Raw genomic sequence first — 19,568 nt, 5'->3', positions numbered from 1 at the left:
TTCAGTGTCCTCCCGCCGCCCGGAGGGCAACAACCGAACACGTCCGAACGCGCACGGTGAGTTCGCGTACGCCTTTTGTACAGGAGATTCAACAGGTGATTCAGTGGGCCCAGTCGTCCCTGACATGGCCCAGATGCCTGGTCATCACGGTCCGTACGCGTTCCGCGTCCCGGGCGAGGAGCGCGTCGAGGATCTCCAGGTGCTCCTCGGCGGTGGACTTCAGCAGACCGCGCTCGGCCAGCGCGGTCAGCCCGTACAGCCGGGACCGTTTGCGCAGGTCGCCGACGACCTCGACGAGATGCTCGTTGCCCGCCAGGGCGAGCAGACCGAGGTGGAAGCGGCGGTCGGCCTCGACATGGGCGATGAGATCGCCGCTGTCGGCGGCGGCCACGCTCTCCTCCGCGTAGGTGCGCAGCGCCTCCAGGGCGGCCGGGTCGGCGGTCGCGGCGAGACCGACGGTGGTCGGGATCTCGATCAGCGACCGGACGTGGGTGTACTCGTCGAGCTGCCGCTCGGACACCGTGGTGACCCGGAACCCCTTGTTGGGCACGGGATCGACCATGCCCTCCTTCACCAGGTCGAGCATGGCCTCGCGCACCGGGGTCGCCGAGACGCCGAAACGGGCGGCGAGCGAGGGCGCCGAGTAGACCTCGCCCGGCCGCAGTTCACCGGCGACGAGCGCGGCCCGCAGCGCGTCGGCGACGCTCGCCCGGTAACTGGGCCGCGGCCCGCCGAGGCTGGGCAGGGCGGGCCCGGTGGGCTGAGCGGCCATGGGTTTCTCCTGGATGGATCTCGGAACTTGGAACCCGATGATTCGTCGGAACTCGTTGATTCGGCGGAACTCGTTGATTCGTGGGGATGTCAGAGTACGAAGCCGGCCGGGAACGGATCGTCCGGGTCCAGCAGGTACTGGGCGGTGCCCGTGACCCAGGCCCGCCCGGTGATCGTGGGCACCACGGCGGGCCGCCCGGCTACCTCGGTGCTCTCGACGAGCCGCCCGGTGAACGACGTACCGATGAAGGACTCGTTCAAGAAGTCCTGGTGCAACGGGAGTTCACCGCGCGCGTGCAGCTGGGCCATGCGCGCGGAGGTGCCGGTGCCGCAGGGCGAGCGGTCGAACCAGCCGGGGTGGATGGCCATCGCGTGCCGGGAACGGGTCGCGTCGGAGCCGGGGGCGGCCAGATAGACGTGGTGGACGCCGTTGATGGTCGGGTTCTCCGGGTGTACGGGGGGACCGTCGGCGTTGATCGCGTCCATCAGGGCGAGTCCGGCGGCGAGGATGTCGTCCTTGCGCTCGCGCTCGAAGGGCAGGCCGAACTCGTCGAGGGGCAGGATGGCGTAGAAGTTCCCGCCGAAGGCGAGGTCGTACGTGACCGTGCGCCCGTCGGCGAGGGTCGCTTTCCTCTCCAACTCCACCGCGAAAGAAGGCACGTTGCGGATGGCGACCGCCTTGGCCGCGCCGCCCTCCACCGCCACCTCGGCGACGACCAGCCCGGCCGGGGTGTCGAGCCGGATGGTGGTGACCGGCTCGACGACCGGGACCATGCCCGTCTCGACGAGCACGGTCGCGACACCGATCGTGCCGTGGCCGCACATCGGCAGATAGCCGGAGACCTCGATGTAGACGACGCCGTAGTCGCAGTCGGGCCGGGTCGGCGGCTGGAGGATCGCCCCGCTCATGGCGGCGTGCCCGCGCGGCTCGTTCATCAGGAAGTTCCGTACGTCGTCCCGGTGTTCGCGGAACCACAGCCGGCGTTCGTTCATCGTGTCGCCGGGGATGGTGCCGATCCCGCCGGTGATGACCCGGGTCGGCATGCCCTCGGTGTGCGAGTCGACGGCGTGCAGGACGAGCTTGCTGCGCATGGGGCGATCCTCTCAGGTCGTGCCAACTCAGTTCAGCGGGCCGTCGGTTCAGGCGAGGCCGAGGGCGACGGCCTTCTCGGTGGCCTCACGGACCGCCTTCTCCTGCTCGGGCAGCAACGGCATGCGCGGCGGCCGAACAGGACCGCCATGGCGCCCCACGATGTCCATCGACAACTTGATCGCCTGCACGAACTCGACCTTGGAGTCCCAGCGGTGGAGGGCGTGCAGCTGCTGGTAGAGCGGCAGGGCGGTGGCCAGGTCGCCCGCGACGGCGGCGCGGTACAGCTCGACAGTGGCCCGGGGCAGGGCGTTGGGATACCCGGCGACCCAGCCGACCGCTCCGGCGGTCGCCAGCTCCAGCAGGACGTCGTCGGCACCGATCAACACATCGAGTTCCGGGGCGAGTTCCTGGATCTGGTAGATGCGCCGGGTGTCCCCGGAGAACTCCTTGACGCCCTTGATGAGCCCGGCCGCGTGCAGCTTGGCCAGCAGTTCGGGGGTGAGGTCGACCTTGGTGTCGATGGGGTTGTTGTACGCCACGATGTCGATACCGGCCTCGGCGACGGCCGCGTAGTGCGCGAGCACCGAACGCTCGTCGGCCCGATAGGCGTTGGGCGGCAGCAGCATGACGGCGGCGCAGCCGGCGTCCTTGGCCTGCGCGGCCCAGCGGACGGACTCGGCGGAGCCGTAGGCGGCGACACCGGGCATGACCCGGTCCCCGCCGATCGCGGCGACAGCGGTCTCGACGACCTTCACCCGCTCCTCGACGGTGAGCACCTGATACTCACCGAGCGACCCATTGGGCACGACACCGTCACACCCGTTCTCGACGAGCCAACGGCAATGATCGGCGTACGCGCCGTAGTTGACGCTCAGATCGTCGTTCAACGGCAGAGCGGTTGCGACGAGAACGCCGCGCCAGACGGGGGTGTGGGTACTCATAGAGACCTCCAGCTTTCGAGATACAGAGGAGAAGCGCCCCTTCTTTTAGGGGCGCGGGGAACTGCGCGACCAGCCACAACGGACCTGCAGACACATCACTACCGATCGGGATCATTCGCCAGCACACCCAACGGCACGGGCCGAGCAAACGGCCGCTTGGCCACCCCCACCGAACACCCGGCAACCCCAGCGACCCCGGTCGCACAGACCCGCCCCTGACACCACCCCATGCCAGCGCGAGTGAGGAGCTTGACGGTACGCAAATCCGTCGCCCCCAACTCCTCGACGGCCTCCCGGACTTCGGAAGCCGTCACCTCCTCGCAACGGCATACGACGGTGTCATCGGCGACCTGCTCCACCCAGTGCGCAGGCGGCGCGTACGCGGTATCAACGGCAGCGAAGAACCTCCGCAGCCGGGTACGGGTCCGGGCGGCAGCCGCCCAGTCGGCAGGACGAGGCTCAACTCCCCCCAGCCGCGCGGCGATCGAGCCCCCGGCGATCTCCCCCTCGGCGAGCGCCAGCACCGCTCCCCCGATACCGGTGGCCTCACCCGCCGCCCAGACACCGTCGACGTCGGTGCGCTGCTCGGCGTCGGTGACGACGAAGGGATCACCGGTGGCGTCGATCGCGCAGCCCAGGCTCTCGGCGAGGTCGGTGTGCGCGAGCATGCCGTGGCCCACGGCCAGGGTGTCGCAGACGATCCGCCGCTCCGTGCCCGGCCGTACCCGGCCGCCGGTGTCCAGGGCGGCGACGGTGACGGCCTCGACGCGGTCGGTGCCATGGGCCGCGACGACGGTGTGACGTACCGTCACCGGGACCTTGTGGCGCAGCAGTTGGGCCGCGTACCGGGCGGCCTCGGCGATCTTCGCCGGGTTGGCGGCGAGTGTCGCGGTGTGCCGTACGAAGTCGGCGGGATGCGTGGACTCGACGTACGCGGCGACTTCGGCGCCCGCTGCGGCGAGCCCGGCCGCGACCGGCATCAGCAGCGGCCCGGTCCCGGCGACGACCGCCGTACGGCCCGGCAGGACGAGCCCGCCCTTGAGCATCGCCTGGGCGCCACCGGCGGTGACCACACCGGGGAGGGTCCAGCCGGGGAAGGGCAGTACCTTCTCGTACCCGCCCGTGGCGAGAAGGACGGCGTCGGCGCTGACGGTCTCCGACCGGGTCTGCGCGGGACCGAGCAGGGCGTGCACGCCGAAGCGACGGGCTCCGCCGAACTCCCGCTCCACGAACCAGACATGACGGTCCGCCAGATGAGTGACCCGACCGGCCTCGACATGTGCCGCCAGCCGGTCCCGCAGCTTCTCCCAGGTGCCCCAGGCGTGATGCAGGGCCTGCGGCCGGCGCGCCTTGAGCGCCGCAGCAGGCTGCCGGTAGAACTGCCCGCCCGCCTGCGCACCCGAGTCGAGCAGCACGACCCGTACGCCCAGGTCGGCCGCGGTCAGCGCGGCAGCGAGGCCTGCGGGACCGGCGCCGATGACCACAAGTGCTCCGTGGGTTGCGCAGTTCTTCTGCTGCGGGCCGGTGGGGGCTGGTCGCGCAGTTCCCCGCGCCCCTGTCGGGGCGCCCCGCTCAGCCGCCGAGTTCGTCATGACCCGTGCCCTCCTGGGTACTGATCGCGTCGCCGGGTGCAGCCGGCACCAGGCAAGCCCGCTGGTTGGGCCGGTCGTTGACGGTGACGAGGCAGTCGAAGCAGACCCCGATCCCGCAGAAGATCCCGCGCGGCGCACCACTGCCCCGGGTGCTCCGCCACGAGGTGATGCCCGCCGACCAGAGCACGGCGGCGACGGTCTGACCGGGCAGCGCGGCGGTCTCGTGTCCGTCGACCGTGACGCTGAAGGGCGGCCCGGGGTGGGCCCTGGCCAGCTCCAGCGGAGTCCTCTGTCTCACTGATTGCCCTCCTCGAAGCGGTCCGGACGGAACGGCGCGAGATCCAGATCGGGCGTCTTGCCCGCCAACGACTGCGCGATCAGCTGCCCCGTACCGACCGCGAGCCCGATCCCCGCCCCCTCGTGACCGCACGCGTGATAGAGCCCCGGCGCCCGGGGATCGGCCCCGATGGCCGGCAGATGGTCCGGCATGTACGGCCGGAAACCGAGGTAGGCGCGCATCGCGTGCACACTGCCGAGCACCGGGAAGAGTGCCGTGGCCTGCGCGGCCAGTCGCCGCACGACAGGCAGCGAGAACGTCCGGTCGAAGCCGACCCGTTCGCGGCTGGCCCCGATCAGCACCGGCCCCGCCGCCGTGCTCTCGACGACCGCCGAGGACTGGAGCCCGGCGTCGCCGCTGGCCACGTCGGCGACATAGTCGGCGGCGTACACCTTGTGCCGGACGGTGCCGGACGGCAGCGGTTCGGTGACGAGGACGAAGCCGCGTCGGGGCAGCACGGGTAGGTGCACCCCGGCCAGCTCGGCGACCTCGCCGCCCCAGGTGCCGGCCGCGTTGACGACGGCCGGGGCGTGGATGTCGCCGTGCTCCGCCGTCCGGACACCCCGCACGGAGCCGTCCGGTGCGCGCAGGATGCCGGTGACGGCCGTGCCGGTGCGCAGTTCGGCTCCGGCCCGCCGGGCCGCCCGGACGACCTGGGCGGCGGCGAGGGAGGGCATCACCTGGCAGTCCTGCGGATACAGCACACCGCCCGCGAGACTGGGGGCCAAGTGCGGTTCCAGGTCGGCGAGTTGACCGGCGTCGACCGTCTCGGCCTCGACGCCCGCCGCCCGCTGTCCGGCGGCGAAGCCGGTCAGCGCGGCCATGCCTGCCGCGTCGGAGGCGACGACGATCCCGCCCTTCGCCTCGAACTCGACGGCGCCGCCGAGGCCGGGCTCGGCGGCGAGGTCGTGCCAGAGGCGGGCGGAGAGCAGCGCGAGGTCCAGCTCGGGCCCCGGTTCCTTGTCGGATACGAGCAGATTGCCCTCACCGGCACCGGTGGTCCCGCCGGCCACCGGTCCCCGGTCGAGGACCAGGGTCGCGAGGCCCGCCCGGGCGAGGTAAAGGGCGCAGGCGGCGCCCACCATTCCGGCGCCGATGACCACAACATCGCAGGTCAGTCGCTTGCTCACATCAGTACAATGTCACATGTTCCTATTCTCGCCAAGGGCGCCTAGGCTCGACTCGCTGCTGCTGCTGACTGACTGCTGCTGACCTCACCTCGAAACGAAGAAGGTGCCCACAGGTGTCCACGGATTCGACCGAAACCGCCGAGATCGACGAAACCGCCGAGACCAAGGACCGCAAGAACCGCCTCTACCCGTCCGTCTCCCCCCAGCTGGCCGAGCTGATGACGACCGGCTGGGCCGACACCGAACTCCAGGACCTGCGCCCCATCGAGCAGGCGCCCTACGCCGCCGAGCGCCGCGCCGCCCTCTCCGCCCGCTTCCCCGGCGAGCGTCTGATCGTCCCGGCCGGCAACCTCAAGGTCCGCGCCAACGACACCCACTACCCGTTCCGCCCGTCCACCGAGTACGTCCATCTCACGGGCGACCAGACCGTGGACGCGCTCCTCGTCCTCGAACCCCGTGCGGACGCCGATGGCCATGACGCCGTCGCCTATCTCCTCCCCCGCTCCGACCGGGAGAGCGGCGAGTTCTGGCAGGGCGCGGCCAAGGGCGAGCTGTGGGTCGGCCGCCGCCACTCCCTCGCCGAGGCCGAACAGGTCCTCGGCCTGCCCTGCCGTGACGTCCGCGAGGCCGTCGCCGAGCTGCGCGCGGCCCCCGCCGTCCCCACCCGGATCGTGCGCGGCTACGACGCCGAACTCGAAGCGGCCGTACCGACGGACGAGGACCGTGACACCGAGCTGAAGACGGTCCTGTCCGAGCTGCGGCTGGTGAAGGACGCGTGGGAGATCGGCGAGATGCGCAAGGCGGTCGACTCGACCGTACGCGGATTCGTGGACGTCGTACGGGAGTTGGCGACCGCGATCGCCACCTCGGAACGCTGGATCGAGGGAACCTTCTTCCGCCGCGCCCGACTTGAGGGCAACGACATCGGCTACGGCTCGATCTGCGCGGCCGGCGAGCACGCCACGATCATGCACTGGCAGCGCAACGACGGCGAAGTCCGTCCGGGGGAACTGCTGTTGCTCGACGCGGGCGTGGAGACGAACTCCCTCTACACCGCCGACGTCACCCGCACCCTCCCCATCAGCGGCACCTTCACCCCGCTCCAGCGCAAGATCTACGACGCGGTGTACGAGGCCCAGGAAGCCGGCATCCGGACGGTCAAGCCCGGTGCCGCGTACCGGGACTTCCATGTCGCCGCCCAGCGGTACCTGGCCGAGAAGCTCGTCGAGTGGGGCCTGTTGGAGGGCGACCCGGACGACGTGTACGAGCTGGCCCTCCAGCGCCGCTTCACCATGGCCGGCACCGGTCACATGCTCGGCCTGGACGTGCACGACTGCGCCAAGTCACGGACCGAGCTGTATGTCGACGGCGTCCTCGAACCCGGCATGGTCCTCACGGTCGAGCCGGGCCTGTACTTCCAGCCGGACGACCTGACCGTGCCGGCGGAGTACCGGGGCATCGGCGTCCGGATCGAGGACGACATCCTGGTGACGGCCGACGGCCACGAGAACCTGTCGGCCGGGCTGCCCCGTACGTCCGACGAGGTCGAGGAATGGATGCGGGGGCTGACCGGCGGCGCGTAGCACCGGCCGGCCCCCGTCAGCCCTGTTGCGCGGGGCGTGCCGATCAGGCCTGGGTGAGGACGACTTCCTGGATCTGCTCCGAGTGGACCGTCGGCAGCGGGATGAAGCCCGAGCGGCGGAACTCCACCAGGCTGGTCTTCACCCGCGCCGGGCCGGGCTCGTACGCGCCCGGCTCGGTGGCCTTGGTGTTCGACCACTGGTGCCAGGAGCCGTCACAGCTCGCGGGGATGCTGTCCAGGCCGTGCCAGACGTTCTCGCCGCGCTCGATCGCGGCGGCGACGCGGACGGAGCCGCCGGTGCTGAGGCAGCGGTAGCTGCCGGCGAGGGTGAGTTCGCCGTCGGGGGTGATGCTGCCGGACTCGACCGTGACCTGGTCGAAGCCCTCGTCGGCGGCCGCGGGGGTCGCGGCCTGGGACACGGTCAGCAGCGCGGCACCGGCGGCGACGGCGGCGGCACGGGAGAGGGACCGGAAGGAAACAGACATGGGGAAACCTCCTTGGGGGGACTCCACAGGTACTGGCCCCACGCGCCCGCGCGCGTGATCATCACCCCTTCGTCGGCGAGTCGTGCACGCCGACTGCCCCGCTTTTCGGATCTTCTCGGAACGGCGGAATTGTCAGAGTGGTGTCACAGCACGTCCGCGTGCTGTCACGCTTCCCCGCCACGACTTGGCGCCGGGCCCCCGGCACGGGCATCGTCAGAACCGGCAAGGAAGCAAGGCCGCAAAGACGCAAGGACTCAAGGCAGCACCGCACCCGAGCACCAGCATCCGATCCGGAGGCACACCATGTGTTCACACCAGCCCGCGTGCCCCTCGGCCGACCGCCCCGACCGGGACGCCGCGCACATCGTCGCCTTCCACCCCGAGCAGGGCTGGAACCTCCTGTGCAACGGCGCGATCGTCTTCGACGACACCGGCGAGCTGCTGCCCGACGGCAGCGTGGTCTCCCCGCACCGCCTGACGACCGCGGCCTGAGGAACCTCTGACGGCTTCCTACGGCAGCACCGCGAAGCCGTCCAGCTCCACCAGGGCCTCTTCGTCCCACAGCCGTACGATCCCGACGACCGCCATCGCCGGATAGTCGCGCCCCGCCAACCTCCTCCAGACACGGCCGAGTTGAGGGGCCTGGGCGCGATAGTCGGCGACGTCCGTGGCGTACACCGTGACCCGGGCCAGGTCGGCGGGCGCACCGCCGGCCGCGTGCAGTGCGGCGAGCAGATTCCCGAGGGCCCGCTCGAACTGCTCGACCAGCGTGTCCCCTACGACCTTCCCGTCGGCGTCGAGCGCGGTCTGTCCCGCGAGGAACACCAGCCGGGAGCCGGTGGCGACGACGGCGTGCGAGAAGCCGGCGGGCGGGGACAGCCCGGCCGGGTTGACGCGCTCGGCACCACTCATCCGGCATGCACCTCCTCGTCCAACTCCTTGTACAACTCCTTGGCGATGACCGTCCGTTGGACCTCGCTCGCCCCCTCGTAGATACGCGGTGCCCGTACCTCCCGGTAGAGGTGTTCGAGGAGATGGCCGCGCCGCAGCGCCCGCGCGCCGTGCAGTTGGACGGCCGCGTCGACGACATACTGCGCGGTCTCGGTGGCCAGCAGCTTCGCCATCGCGGCGCGCCCGGGGACACCTTGGGCGCCTTCGTCGTACGCCGCCGCTGCCGCGTAGACCATCAGCCGGGCCGCCTCCGTGCGCAGGGCCATCTCGGCGACCTGGTGGGCGACGGCCTGGAGATCCTTCAACTTGCCGCCGAACGCGTCCCGTTGGGCGGTGTGGGCGAGGGTCGCGTCCAGGGCGGCCTGGGCCATGCCGACCGCGAAGGCGCCGACGCTCGGCCGGAACAGGTTGAGTGTGCCCATGGCGACCCGGAAGCCGCGGTCGGGTTCGCCGATGACGTCGTCCACGGTCACCGGTACGGCGTCGAGGGCGAGGGCGCCGATGGGGTGCGGGGAGAGCATGTCGAGGGCGGTGCCGGTGAGGCCGGGCCGGTCGGCGGGGAGGAGGAAGGCCGTCACTCCACGGGCCCCGGCGCCCGCTGTCGTACGGGCGAAGACGGTGTAGAAGTCGGCCTCGGGGGCGTTGGAGATCCAGCACTTCTCGCCGGTCAGGCGCCAGCCGGAGGGGCCGTCGGGGGCGGCCGTGAGGGACAGGGCCGCCGCGTCGGAGCCCGCGCCCGGCTCGCTCAGCGCGAAGGCGGCCACCGCGCTGCCCTCGCTCACCCGGGGCAGCCAGCGTGCGCGCTGGGCCGGGGTGCCGTGGGCGTGGACCGGATGGGCGCCGAGGCCCTGGAGGGCGAGGGCGGTCTCCGCCTCGGTGCAGGAGTGGGCGAGGGACTCCCGCATCAGGCACAGGTCGAGCGCGCCGGAGGTGAACAGCCGGGAGAGCAGCCCGAGTTGGCCGAGTTCGGCGACAAGGGGACGGTTGACGTGGCCTGGTTCGCCCTTCTCGGCGATCGGGCGCAGCCGGTCGGCGGCCAGCGTGCGCAGCTCGGCACACCAGGCGGCCTGTCCCGGTTCGAGTGAGAATGCGGGCATCGCCGGTCCTCCCTCCGAGGCCGTCGTCCACGACCCCTTCCCGACGGTATCGCGCACCGTTGACTGCCGTCACCAACACGATACGCTCCTTGTGCAGGACAGTGCAGAACAGCGCAGGACAGGCCCCGGCCCACCACTACGCCCACCACGGCAAGGGGGCGAACCGCCATGGATCCCATGCACCCCATGCGTCCCAGGCACCCCGGGTACGGCAGGGTTCCCGAGGACCGCGCCGATCCCGCGCGGCGGGTTCCCTCGGCCCACGTCGACACCTTCGCGCGCGACAGCCTCCCGCCCCCGGACCAGTGGCCCGGCCTCCGCTTCGACCTGCCCGAGCTGCGCTACCCCGACCGGCTGAACTGCGCGGCCGAGCTGCTGGACGGCGCCGGCTCCGCCCCCGGACGCCCGGTGTTCCGTACCGCCGCCGGCGAGGTGTGGACGTACGGCGAGCTGCGCACCCGGGTCGACCGGGTCGCGCACGTCCTCACCCGGGACCTCGGGGTGGTACCCGGCAACCGGGTCCTCCTGCGCGGCCCGACCACACCATGGCTCGCGGCCTGCTGGCTGGCGGTGCTGAAGGCGGGCGCGGTCGCGGTCACCGTATTGGCCCAGCAGCGTCCGCAGGAACTGAGCACGATGTGCCAGATGGCCCGGATAGGGCACGCCCTGTGCGACATCCGGGCCCTCGACGACCTCGCCAAGGCCGGGATACCGGGGCTGCGGATCGTGCCGTACGGCGGTGACGGCCTCGACGACCTGCTGAACCGTCCGGTGCCCGGCACCCCGTACCCCGCCGTAGACACCGCGGCCGACGACGTGGCGCTGATCGCCTTCACGTCCGGCACCACCGGTCGCCCGAAAGGGTGTATGCACTTCCACCGGGATGTGCTCGCCATCGCCGACACGTTCTCGCGGCACGTACTGAAACCGCGCGCGGACGACGTGTTCGCGGGCAGTCCACCGCTCGGTTTCACCTTCGGGCTCGGCGGTCTCGTGGTCTTCCCGATGCGGGCCGGGGCCAGCACGCTCCTCCTCGAACAGGCGAGCCCCAAACAGCTGTTGCCGGCCATCGCCGAGCACGGCGTCTCGGTGCTGTTCACGGCCCCGACGGCGTACCGGGCGATGCTCGACGGGCTGGACGCGCACGACACCGGCTCGCTGCGCCGGTGTGTGTCGGCGGGCGAGAACCTGCCCGCCGCCACCTGGCAGGCCTGGTACGAGCGCACCGGGCTGCGGCTGATCAACGGCATCGGCGCGACCGAGCTGCTGCACATCTTCATCTCGGCGGCCGACCAGGACATCAGGCCCGGCACGACCGGGGTGCCGGTGCCCGGGTGGCACGCGCGCGTGCAGGACGAGAACGGCGATCCGGTGCCCGACGGCACGCCCGGGCTGCTCGCGGTGCGCGGTCCGGTCGGCTGCCGCTATCTCGCCGATCCGCGCCAGGGCACATATGTGCGGGACGGGTGGAACATCACCGGGGACACGTATGTCCGGGAGGGCGACGGGTACTTCCGGTACGTGGCACGGGCGGACGACATGATCATCTCGGCCGGGTACAACATCGCGGGCCCGGAGGTCGAGGAGGCACTGCTGCGCCATCCGGACGTCGTGGAGACGGCGGTGGTGGGGCGGGCCGACGAGGCGCGCGGGCAGGTCGTGGTGGCGTACGCGGTGCTCAGGGAGGGTGCGCGGCGGGACGCGGAGGCGCTGCGCGCGTACGTCAAGGAGGAGCTGGCGCCGTACAAGTGTCCGCGCGAGATCGTCTTCCTGGACGCGCTGCCCCGGACGGCGACCGGCAAGCTCCAGCGCTTCCGGCTGCGCACCGACCCGGCACAGCCCCGCACATGAAGTGATCTTGACCAGAAATCAACCACCGGAGGTAGTTGACCAGCGGAAATGGCGACAACCAGTGATCCCGGCGGCCTAAAATGATCAACGTGTCCGAACAGCACGCCCCTCGGTCCCTCATCGTCACGCTCTACGGCGCGTACGGCCGTTTCATGCCCGGCCCGGTACCCGTCGCCGAGCTGATCCGGCTCCTCGCCGCAGTCGGCGTCGACGCGCCCTCCGTACGGTCCTCCGTGTCCCGGCTGAAGCGGCGCGGCCTGCTCCTGCCCGCCCGAACGGCACAGGGCGCGGCCGGCTACGAACTCTCGCCGGACGCCCGCCAGTTGCTCGACGACGGCGACCGCCGCGTGTACGCCGCCGCTCCCCCGCCGCACGACGAGGGCTGGGTACTGGCCGTCTTCTCCGTCCCCGAGTCGGAGCGCCAGAAGCGCCATGTCCTCCGTTCCCGCCTGGCCGGACTGGGCTTCGGCACGGCGACCCCGGGCGTGTGGATCGCCCCGGCGCGCCTCTACGAGGAGACCCGGCACACCCTGGAGCGACTGCGCCTCGACCCGTACGTCGACTTCTTCCGCGGTGAGCACCTGGGCTTCGCGGCGACGGTCGAGGCGGTGTCCCGCTGGTGGGACCTGGCCGCGATCGCCAAGGAGCACGAGGCGTTCCTCGACCGCCACGCGCCCGTGCTGCACAACTGGGACAAGCGCGAGGACACCCCGCCCGAGGAGGCGTACCGCGACTATCTGCTGGCCCTGGACTCCTGGCGCCATCTGCCGTACACCGACCCGGGCCTGCCCGCCCACCTCCTCCCGGCGGACTGGCCGGGCGTCCGCTCGGCGGCCGTCTTCCAGGCGCTGCACGCCCGGCTGCGGGACGCGGGGGCGGGGTTCGTGGGGCTGTGATGCGAGGGACGTGTTCAGCCGCGTGTGACCTCAGCCACATCAGGTGTCACTAACGGAACCCTCAGCTTCCTCTTCGCCTCTTCTCAAGTTTCTTACCTAGCGTCCGTGGGGCCGCACGCCGGGAGAGAGACGAGGACTGTTGCGTATGACCACCACGGCCAGGCCCACAGGACCGACCAGGGCTCAGGGAGCCACTGTCTGGCTCACCGGGCTGCCGAGCGCGGGCAAGACGACGATCGCCCAGCTGCTCGGCGACCGGCTGCGCGCCGAGGGGCACCGGGTGGAGGTCCTCGACGGCGACGAGATCCGCCGCTTCCTCTCCGCCGGCCTCGGCTTCTCCCGCGAGGACCGCAACACCAACGTCCAGCGCATCGGCCTGGTCTCCGAGGTGCTCGCCCGCAACGGCGTCCTGTCGGTCGTCCCGGTGATCGCCCCGTACGCCGACAGCCGTGAGGCCGTCCACAAACGGCACGACGCGAGCGGGACGCCGTACATCGAGGTCCATGTCGCGACTCCGGTCGAGGTGTGCAGCGAGCGGGACGTGAAGGGCCTGTACGCCCGGCAGGCGGCGGGCCGATTGACCGGTCTGACCGGCGTCGACGACCCGTACGAGCCGCCGGAGGACCCGGCGCTGACCCTGCGGACGCAGGACCAGACCCCGGCGGAGTCGGCGGACGCGGTGTACGCGGTGCTGGCGGAGCGGGGGCTCGTGTGAGCGAGTTCGGGCTGTCTCATTTGGACGCGCTGGAGTCCGAGGCGGTGCACATCTTCCGTGAGGTGGCGGGGGAGTTCGAGCGGCCGGTGATTCTCTTCTCCGGCGGCAAGGACTCGATCGTCATGCTGCATCTGGCGCTCAAGGCGTTCACTCCGGCCCCGGTCCCGTTCCCGCTGCTGCATGTGGACACCGGGCACAACTTCACCGAGGTGCTCGCGTATCGCGACCGGGTGGTGGCGGCTCACGGTCTGCGGCTGCATGTGGCCTCCGTGCAGGACTACATCGACCGGGGTGTGCTGCGGGAGCGGCCGGACGGGACGCGGAATCCGCTCCAGACCGTGCCGTTGACGGAGAGGATCCAGAGCGAGCGGTTCGACGCGGTCTTCGGTGGCGGTCGCCGGGACGAGGAGAAGGCCCGGGCCAAGGAGCGCGTCTTCTCGCTGCGGGACGAGTTCTCGCAGTGGGACCCGCGCAGGCAGCGCCCGGAGTTGTGGAACCTGTACAACGGGCGCCACGCGCCAGGCGAGCACGTACGGGTCTTCCCGCTCAGCAACTGGACCGAGCTGGACGTCTGGCAGTACATCGCCCGCGAGGACATCGAGCTGCCCGAGATCTACTTCGCCCACTACCGCGAGGTGTTCCGGCGGGGCGGCATGTGGCTGACCGCCGGTGAGTGGGGCGGGCCACGGGTGGGCGAGGCCGTCGAGAAGCGCCGGGTGCGGTACCGGACCGTCGGCGACATGTCCTGCACGGGTGCCGTCGACTCCGACGCGGGCACGCTCGACGCCGTGATCGCGGAGATCTCCGCGTCCCGGCTCACCGAGCGGGGTGCCACCCGCGCCGACGACAAGATGTCCGAGGCCGCGATGGAAGACCGCAAGCGCGAGGGGTACTTCTAGCCATGAGCAGCACCATCGACACCATCGATACGGCTGTCACGATCGACACGCTGCGGTTCGCGACGGCCGGTTCCGTCGACGACGGCAAGTCCACCCTGGTCGGCCGGCTGCTGCACGACTCCAAGTCGGTGCTCGCCGACCAGTTGGAGGCCGTGGAGCGGGTCTCGGCGAGCCGTGGGCAGGACGCTCCCGACCTGGCCCTGCTGACGGACGGCCTGCGCGCCGAGCGCGAACAGGGCATCACCATCGACGTGGCGTACCGCTACTTCGCCACCCCGAAGCGCCGGTTCATCCTCGCCGACACGCCAGGCCACGTGCAGTACACCCGCAACATGGTCACCGGAGCGTCGACGGCCGACCTGGCGATCATCCTCGTCGACGCCCGCAACGGCGTGGTCGAGCAGACCCGCCGGCACGCGGCCGTGGCGGCCCTGCTGCGGGTCCCGCACATCGTGCTGGCCGTCAACAAGATGGACCTGGTGGGGTACGAGGAGGAGCGGTTCGACCGGATCGTCGCCGAATTCGCCGCGTACGCGGATGAGTTGGGAGGTGAGTTGGGCGTGGGCGGCTTCACCCCGATCCCTGTCTCGGCGCTCGCCGGGGACAACGTCGTGGACCCCTCCACCCACATGGACTGGTACGGCGGCCCGGCGCTCCTCGACCACCTGGAGAACGTCCCGGTGGGCGGCGACCCGGCCGACGCCCCGGCCCGCTTCCCCGTCCAGTACGTGATCCGGCATGCCGAAGTCCGCCACTACGCCGGGCAGTTGGTGTCCGGCTCGCTGCGGGTCGGCGACCGGGTGACCGTCCATCCGTCCGGGGAGACCTCCGAGATCACCGGCATCGACGTGCTGGGTACGGCGGCCCCGGCCGCGTACGCACCCCAGTCGATCAGCATCCGCCTGGCCGACCAACGGGACGTCTCGCGCGGGGACATGCTCACCGCCGGTGTGGACGCGCCCGCGCTCACGCAGGACGTCCGCGCATCCGTCTGCCATCTCACCGACCGCCCGCTGCGCGTCGGCGACCGGGTCCTGGTGAAGCACACGACCCGTACGGTCAAGGCCGTGGTCAAGGACCTTGGCGGGGCGGCCGAGTTGGCGGCGAACGACCTGGGCCGCGTCATCCTGCGCACCGCCGAGCCGCTCGCCCTCGACGACTACGCGGTGTCCCGCCGAACGGGTGCGTTCCTGCTGGTCGACCCGGCGGACGGCTCGACGCTGACGGCAGGGATGGCCGAGGCAACTGTGGGGACAGGGGTCAACTTCCCAGTGTGAGCCGGGGTTTGGGGGCGTCGGTGCGTCCGGTGCGGGGGCGTCGGCTGCCCGCGCGGTACGGCGCCGGCCAGACGACGCCCGGACCCTCGTACTCCTGCTCGGCCGCCGCGTGCAGGGTCCAGTTCGGGTCGTAGACATGGGGGCGGGCCAGCGCGCACAGGTCCGTACGGCCCGCCAGGATCAGGGAGTTGACGTCGTCCCAGGAGGAGATCGCGCCGACCGCGATCACCGGGGCGCCGGTCTCGTGGCGGATCCGGTCGGCGAACGGGGTCTGGTACGAACGGCCGTACTCCGGGCGCTCGTCGGCCACCACCTGCCCGGTCGAGACGTCGATGGCATCGGCGCCGTGGGCGACGAAGGCGCGCGCGATCGCGACGGCGTCCTCGGCCGTCGTACCGCCGCTGGCCCAGTCGGTGGCCGAGATACGGACGGTCATGGGGCGGTCCTCCGGCCACACCTCCCGTACGGCGTCGAAGACTTCGAGGGGGAAGCGGAGCCGGGCGGCGAGCGGGCCGCCGTACGCGTCCGTGCGCTGGTTGGTGAGCGGGGAGAGGAAGCCGGAGAGCAAGTAGCCGTGGGCACAGTGGAGTTCGAGGAGATCGAAGTCCGCGTCGGCGGCTCGACGAGCGGCTGCGGCGAACTCCTCGCGGATGGCGGTGAGTTGGGTGCGGGTGAGTTCGTGCGGGGTCTGGCTGTCGGGTCGGTACGGGATCGGGGAGGCGGCGACGAGCGGCCAGTTGCCGTCGCCCGCCAGCGGCTCGTCCATGCCCTCCCACATCAGCTTCGTCGAGCCCTTGCGGCCCGAGTGGCCGAGCTGGACGCCAAGTGCGGTGCCGGGGGCCTGGGAGTGGATGAACGTGGCTATTCGCTGCCAGGCTTCCGCCTGTTGGTCGGTGTAAAGGCCGGCGCAGCCCGGGGTGATACGCCCCTCGGGGCTCACGCACACCATCTCTGTCATCACAAGCCCGGCGCCGCCCAGCGCTCTCGCGCCCAGGTGGACCAGGTGGAAGTCGCCGGGGACGCCGTCGGTGGCCGAGTACATGTCCATGGGGGACACGACGACGCGGTTGCGGAGGGTCAGTTCGCGCAGCCGGAAGGGCGTGAACATCGGTGGGGTGGCGGGCGGGCAGCCGAACTCCCGTTCCACGGCGGCGGTGAAGTGCGGATCGCGCAGCCGCAGGTTGTCGTGGGTGACACGGCGGCTGCGGGTGAGGAGGTTGAAAGCGAACTGCCGGGGCGGCTGGTCGAGGTAGAGGGGCAGGTTCTCGAACCACTCCAGACTGGCGCGGGCCGCCCGCTGCGTGGAGGCGACGACAGGCCGCCGCTCCTCCTCGTACGCCGCCAGCGCCTCGGCGAGCGTCGGCCGCTCCTCCAGACAGGCGGCGAGCGCGAGGGCGTCCTCGACGGCGAGCTTGGTGCCGGAGCCGATGGAGAAGTGGGCGGTGTGGGCGGCGTCGCCGAGGAGGACGACGTTGCCGTGGGACCAGCGGTCGTTGACGACCGTGCGGAAGGTGGTCCAGGTGGACTTGTTCGCGCGCAGGGGGCGTCCGCCGAGGGCGTCGGCGAAGATTTTCGCGCAGCGGTCGATGGAAGCGGCGGCTGTGTCCGGTTCGTTCTCGTTCTCGTTCTCGTTGAAGCCTGCTGCCCGCCATACCTCCTCCCGCATCTCGACGATCACGGTCGAGGCGTCGGGGGCGTACGGGTATCCGTGGAGCTGCATCACGCCGTGCTCCGTCTCCGCGATCTCGAAGCGGAAGGCGTCGAAGGCGAAGTCGGCGGCGAGCCAGAGGTAGCGGCAGCGGTGGGTGGTCAGGCGGGGGCGGAACTCCTGGGCGTAGGCCTCTCGGGTGGCGCTGTGGACTCCGTCGGCTGCGATGACCAGGTCGTACGTCTCCGCCAGCCAGGCGGGGTACGGGGCCTCGGTGCGAAAGCGGAGCTCTACGCCTAGTTCGCGGCAGCGGGTGTGGAGGATCTCCAGGAGTTGTTGTCTGCCTAGGGCGGCGAAGCCGTGGCCTCCGGATGTGTGGTGGGTGTTGCGGTGGACGATGTGGATGTCGTCCCAGCGGGTGAAGTGTTGTTGCAGGGCTTCATATACGGCGGGATCGGCGTGTTCTATGCCGCCGAGGGTTTCGTCGGAGAGGACTACTCCGAAGCCGAAGGTGTCGTTTGGGGCGTTGCGTTCCCAGAGGGTGATTTTGCGGGTGGGGTCGAGGCGTTTGAGGAGGGCGGCGGCGTAGAGGCCTCCGGGGCCGCCGCCGATGATCGCTATGCGTTGGGGGTGGCTGGTCGTCGTTGGCGGGTGCGGCAGCGCTGTGGCTGGTCGCGCAGTTCCCCGCGCCCCTGGGGTAGGCGCGGTCACCGTCCGCTCCATTTGGGACGGCGTTTCTCTGTGAACGCGGCGTGGAACTCCCTGTAGTCCTCGCCCGTCATCAGCAGAGCCTGAGTCGCGGCGTCCAGTTCCACCGCTGCTGCCAGGGGCATGTCCAGTTCGGCGGTGAGGAGGGCTTTGGTCTGGGCGTATGCCAGGGCCGGGCCCTCTGCCAGGCGGTGGGCCAGGGTCTGGGCGGCCTCGTCGGCGCGGCCCTCGTCCGTCAGTTCGCTGATCAGGCCGATGCGCTCGGCCTCGGGGGCGCGTACCGGTTCGCCGAGCATCAGGAGGCGGGTCGCGTGGCCGAGTCCGACGACGCGGGGCAGCAGATAGGCGGCGCCCATGTCGCCGCCGGAGAGGCCGACCCGGGTGAAGAGGAAGGCGAAGCGGGCGGAGGGGTCGGCGACGCGGAAGTCGGCGGCCAGGGCGAGGACCGCGCCGGCGCCCGCCGCCACGCCGTGCACCGCCGCGATCACCGGGAACGGGCACTCCCGTACGGCCCGCACGACCTGGCCAGTCATCCGGTTGAAGTCGAGCAGCTGGGCGGTGTCCATGGACAGGGTCGCGCCGATGATCTCGTCGACGTCGCCGCCCGAGCAGAAGCCGCGGCCCTCTCCGGCCAGCACCAGCGCCCGTACGGACCGCTCCCGGGACAGCTCGGCGAGCAGGTCGCGGAGGTCGGCGTAGGCGCCGAAGGTGAGGGCGTTGAGTTTCTCGGGGCGGGCGAGGGTGACGGTGGCCACGCCGGTGGGGGCGAGGTCGAGGCGGAGGTGGTGCCAGGTGGAGGTGCGGGGGGTCGAGCCGGTGAAAGGACTCACCATTCGAAGTTATCACTCATCCATGACTGTCGTCATGAGTGCGCGATAGAGATGGTGGGGTCACGCGGTCTGTTTCGGTGACCCTGTCCCGTCACGAGGTGTCAATAAGGCGGTAACAGTGGGAGGGGTTGTGGGAGACGGGCCGTTGGTCTGGGTAAGCCGAACGGTGAGCGGGGCCGAAGGTCCCGCGCGGCAACCCGACAAAAGCCTCTGACCGACCTCGCCGTACCATTCCTATTGTTGAAAGCAGGACAGCCTGCTCCATGAACGGAACCGCCTTGCAAGAACCCTCCGCCCCCGCCTCCTGGCGTATCGCACTGCCGCACACCGCCGCGGCGGTGCCCGTCGCCCGTGCGCTGGTCCGTACGGCCCTGGCCGAGCTGGAACACGCGGCGGCGGACTGCGACACGGCGGAGCTGCTCACCGCGGAGCTGGTGGCGAACGCTGTGGAGCACACGGCGGGGGATGCGCCGATAGAGCTGGTGGTGGAGCTGATGCCGACCAGCTGCCAGGTTGAGGTGCACGATCCCGATCCGGCGCCGCCGGGGAATCTGACGCGGCCGGTGTCGGAGGAGCCGGATCCCTGGCAGGAGCATGGCCGGGGCCTGCTGCTGATCCGCACACTCAGCTCGTCCTGCGGCCACCGGGCCACGGAGTCGGGCAAGGCGGTGTGGTTCAGGGTGCCGGTGGTGCCGGCACAGTGGCATGGCCGGTCGTAGCTTTCTTCGCCCCTGCCGCCCCTACCCGTCCCATCCTTCTGGGGGC

19 protein-coding genes are annotated in these 19,568 nt (G+C 71.1%); 8 read left to right on the top strand and 11 right to left on the bottom strand.

Features of this window, described 5'->3' with window-relative positions; all coding sequences use genetic code 11:
- Nucleotides 1-100 precede the first annotated feature (100 nt).
- The 6 genes from ACFYXF_RS36325 to ACFYXF_RS36300 form a co-directional block, all read right to left on the bottom strand.
- On the bottom strand, nucleotides 101-772 hold the full coding sequence (locus ACFYXF_RS36325; protein ID WP_389356211.1) for a GntR family transcriptional regulator: 672 nt from the start codon (nucleotides 770-772) through the stop codon (nucleotides 101-103).
- 89 nt (nucleotides 773-861) lie between these two features.
- Nucleotides 862-1,863, bottom strand: coding sequence for a proline racemase family protein (locus ACFYXF_RS36320; RefSeq protein ID WP_389356210.1), 1,002 nt, complete (start codon nucleotides 1,861-1,863; stop codon nucleotides 862-864).
- A 48-nt stretch (nucleotides 1,864-1,911) separates the two neighbouring features.
- Nucleotides 1,912-2,805: a dihydrodipicolinate synthase family protein gene (locus tag ACFYXF_RS36315; RefSeq protein ID WP_389356209.1), complete on the bottom strand. Its 894-nt coding sequence runs from the start codon at nucleotides 2,803-2,805 to the stop codon at nucleotides 1,912-1,914.
- A gap of 98 nt (nucleotides 2,806-2,903) precedes the next feature.
- Entirely contained in the window at nucleotides 2,904-4,289 is a 1,386-nt protein-coding gene (locus ACFYXF_RS36310) for an FAD-dependent oxidoreductase (RefSeq protein ID WP_389356208.1), read from the bottom strand.
- Nucleotides 4,290-4,377: 88 nt separating this feature from the next.
- A complete protein-coding gene (locus tag ACFYXF_RS36305) occupies nucleotides 4,378-4,695 on the bottom strand; it encodes a (2Fe-2S)-binding protein (protein WP_389356207.1) in 318 nt (105 codons plus the stop codon).
- Nucleotides 4,692-5,864: an NAD(P)/FAD-dependent oxidoreductase gene (locus tag ACFYXF_RS36300; RefSeq protein ID WP_389356206.1), complete on the bottom strand. Its 1,173-nt coding sequence runs from the start codon at nucleotides 5,862-5,864 to the stop codon at nucleotides 4,692-4,694. The genes ACFYXF_RS36305 and ACFYXF_RS36300 overlap by 4 nt, the downstream gene beginning before the upstream one ends.
- 218 nt (nucleotides 5,865-6,082) lie before the next feature.
- Between ACFYXF_RS36300 and ACFYXF_RS36295 the strand changes: the two genes are divergently transcribed.
- Entirely contained in the window at nucleotides 6,083-7,447 is a 1,365-nt protein-coding gene (locus ACFYXF_RS36295) for an aminopeptidase P family protein (RefSeq protein WP_389356253.1), read from the top strand.
- A 43-nt stretch (nucleotides 7,448-7,490) separates the two neighbouring features.
- Here the strand turns inward: ACFYXF_RS36295 and ACFYXF_RS36290 are convergent, their stop codons facing one another.
- Nucleotides 7,491-7,931 carry a DUF6299 family protein gene (locus tag ACFYXF_RS36290; RefSeq protein WP_389356205.1) on the bottom strand — a complete coding sequence of 147 codons (441 nt, stop codon included), beginning with the start codon at nucleotides 7,929-7,931 and terminating at the stop codon, nucleotides 7,491-7,493.
- Between the two features lie 303 nt (nucleotides 7,932-8,234).
- Here ACFYXF_RS36290 and ACFYXF_RS36285 point away from each other — a divergent pair, with 303 nt between their 5' ends.
- On the top strand, nucleotides 8,235-8,423 hold the full coding sequence (locus ACFYXF_RS36285; RefSeq protein WP_105968663.1) for a DUF5999 family protein: 189 nt from the start codon (nucleotides 8,235-8,237) through the stop codon (nucleotides 8,421-8,423).
- A gap of 18 nt (nucleotides 8,424-8,441) precedes the next feature.
- Here ACFYXF_RS36285 and ACFYXF_RS36280 read toward each other — a convergent pair whose 3' ends face one another.
- Together ACFYXF_RS36280 and ACFYXF_RS36275 are read right to left on the bottom strand one after the other, a co-directional pair.
- Nucleotides 8,442-8,843, bottom strand: coding sequence for a RidA family protein (locus ACFYXF_RS36280; protein ID WP_389356204.1), 402 nt, complete (start codon nucleotides 8,841-8,843; stop codon nucleotides 8,442-8,444).
- Nucleotides 8,840-9,979: an acyl-CoA dehydrogenase family protein gene (locus ACFYXF_RS36275; protein WP_389356203.1), complete on the bottom strand. Its 1,140-nt coding sequence runs from the start codon at nucleotides 9,977-9,979 to the stop codon at nucleotides 8,840-8,842. The genes ACFYXF_RS36280 and ACFYXF_RS36275 overlap by 4 nt, the downstream gene beginning before the upstream one ends.
- A 186-nt stretch (nucleotides 9,980-10,165) precedes the next feature.
- On the opposite strand from ACFYXF_RS36275, the gene ACFYXF_RS36270 reads away from it, so the two are divergent.
- The 5 genes from ACFYXF_RS36270 (at nucleotide 10,166) to ACFYXF_RS36250 (ending at nucleotide 15,617) form a co-directional block, all read left to right on the top strand.
- Nucleotides 10,166-11,830 (top strand): AMP-binding protein, encoded by a 1,665-nt coding sequence (locus ACFYXF_RS36270; RefSeq protein ID WP_389356202.1) that lies wholly within the window; start codon nucleotides 10,166-10,168, stop codon nucleotides 11,828-11,830.
- A gap of 80 nt (nucleotides 11,831-11,910) precedes the next feature.
- Complete coding sequence (locus ACFYXF_RS36265) at nucleotides 11,911-12,726, top strand: PaaX family transcriptional regulator C-terminal domain-containing protein (RefSeq protein WP_389356201.1); 816 nt, start codon at nucleotides 11,911-11,913, stop codon at nucleotides 12,724-12,726.
- 145 nt (nucleotides 12,727-12,871) lie between these two features.
- Nucleotides 12,872-13,441 carry an adenylyl-sulfate kinase gene (gene cysC, locus ACFYXF_RS36260; RefSeq protein ID WP_389356200.1) on the top strand — a complete coding sequence of 190 codons (570 nt, stop codon included), beginning with the start codon at nucleotides 12,872-12,874 and terminating at the stop codon, nucleotides 13,439-13,441.
- Nucleotides 13,438-14,340, top strand: coding sequence for a sulfate adenylyltransferase subunit CysD (gene cysD / locus ACFYXF_RS36255; RefSeq protein ID WP_389356199.1), 903 nt, complete (start codon nucleotides 13,438-13,440; stop codon nucleotides 14,338-14,340). Before cysC ends, cysD begins: the two co-directional genes overlap by 4 nt.
- A 2-nt stretch (nucleotides 14,341-14,342) precedes the next feature.
- Complete coding sequence (locus ACFYXF_RS36250) at nucleotides 14,343-15,617, top strand: sulfate adenylyltransferase subunit 1 (protein ID WP_389356198.1); 1,275 nt, start codon at nucleotides 14,343-14,345, stop codon at nucleotides 15,615-15,617.
- Here the strand turns inward: ACFYXF_RS36250 and ACFYXF_RS36245 are convergent.
- Both ACFYXF_RS36245 and ACFYXF_RS36240 read right to left on the bottom strand, forming a co-directional pair.
- Nucleotides 15,601-17,988 carry a bifunctional salicylyl-CoA 5-hydroxylase/oxidoreductase gene (locus tag ACFYXF_RS36245; protein ID WP_389356197.1) on the bottom strand — a complete coding sequence of 796 codons (2,388 nt, stop codon included), beginning with the start codon at nucleotides 17,986-17,988 and terminating at the stop codon, nucleotides 15,601-15,603. The genes ACFYXF_RS36250 and ACFYXF_RS36245 overlap by 17 nt on opposite strands.
- Nucleotides 17,973-18,803 carry an enoyl-CoA hydratase family protein gene (locus ACFYXF_RS36240; RefSeq protein ID WP_389356196.1) on the bottom strand — a complete coding sequence of 277 codons (831 nt, stop codon included), beginning with the start codon at nucleotides 18,801-18,803 and terminating at the stop codon, nucleotides 17,973-17,975. Before ACFYXF_RS36240 ends, ACFYXF_RS36245 begins: the two co-directional genes overlap by 16 nt.
- A 263-nt stretch (nucleotides 18,804-19,066) precedes the next feature.
- Here ACFYXF_RS36240 and ACFYXF_RS36235 point away from each other — a divergent pair, with 263 nt between their 5' ends.
- Nucleotides 19,067-19,522: an ATP-binding protein gene (locus ACFYXF_RS36235; protein ID WP_389356195.1), complete on the top strand. Its 456-nt coding sequence runs from the start codon at nucleotides 19,067-19,069 to the stop codon at nucleotides 19,520-19,522.
- Nucleotides 19,523-19,568: the final 46 nt, after the last annotated feature.

Origin of the sequence: Streptomyces sp. NPDC002680, from assembly GCF_042889145.1 — a bacterium.
Lineage (GTDB): Bacteria > Actinomycetota > Actinomycetes > Streptomycetales > Streptomycetaceae > Streptomyces > Streptomyces adonidis.
Note: the sequence above shows the minus strand (reverse complement) of the source record. Positions and strands in the feature narration are given on the sequence as shown.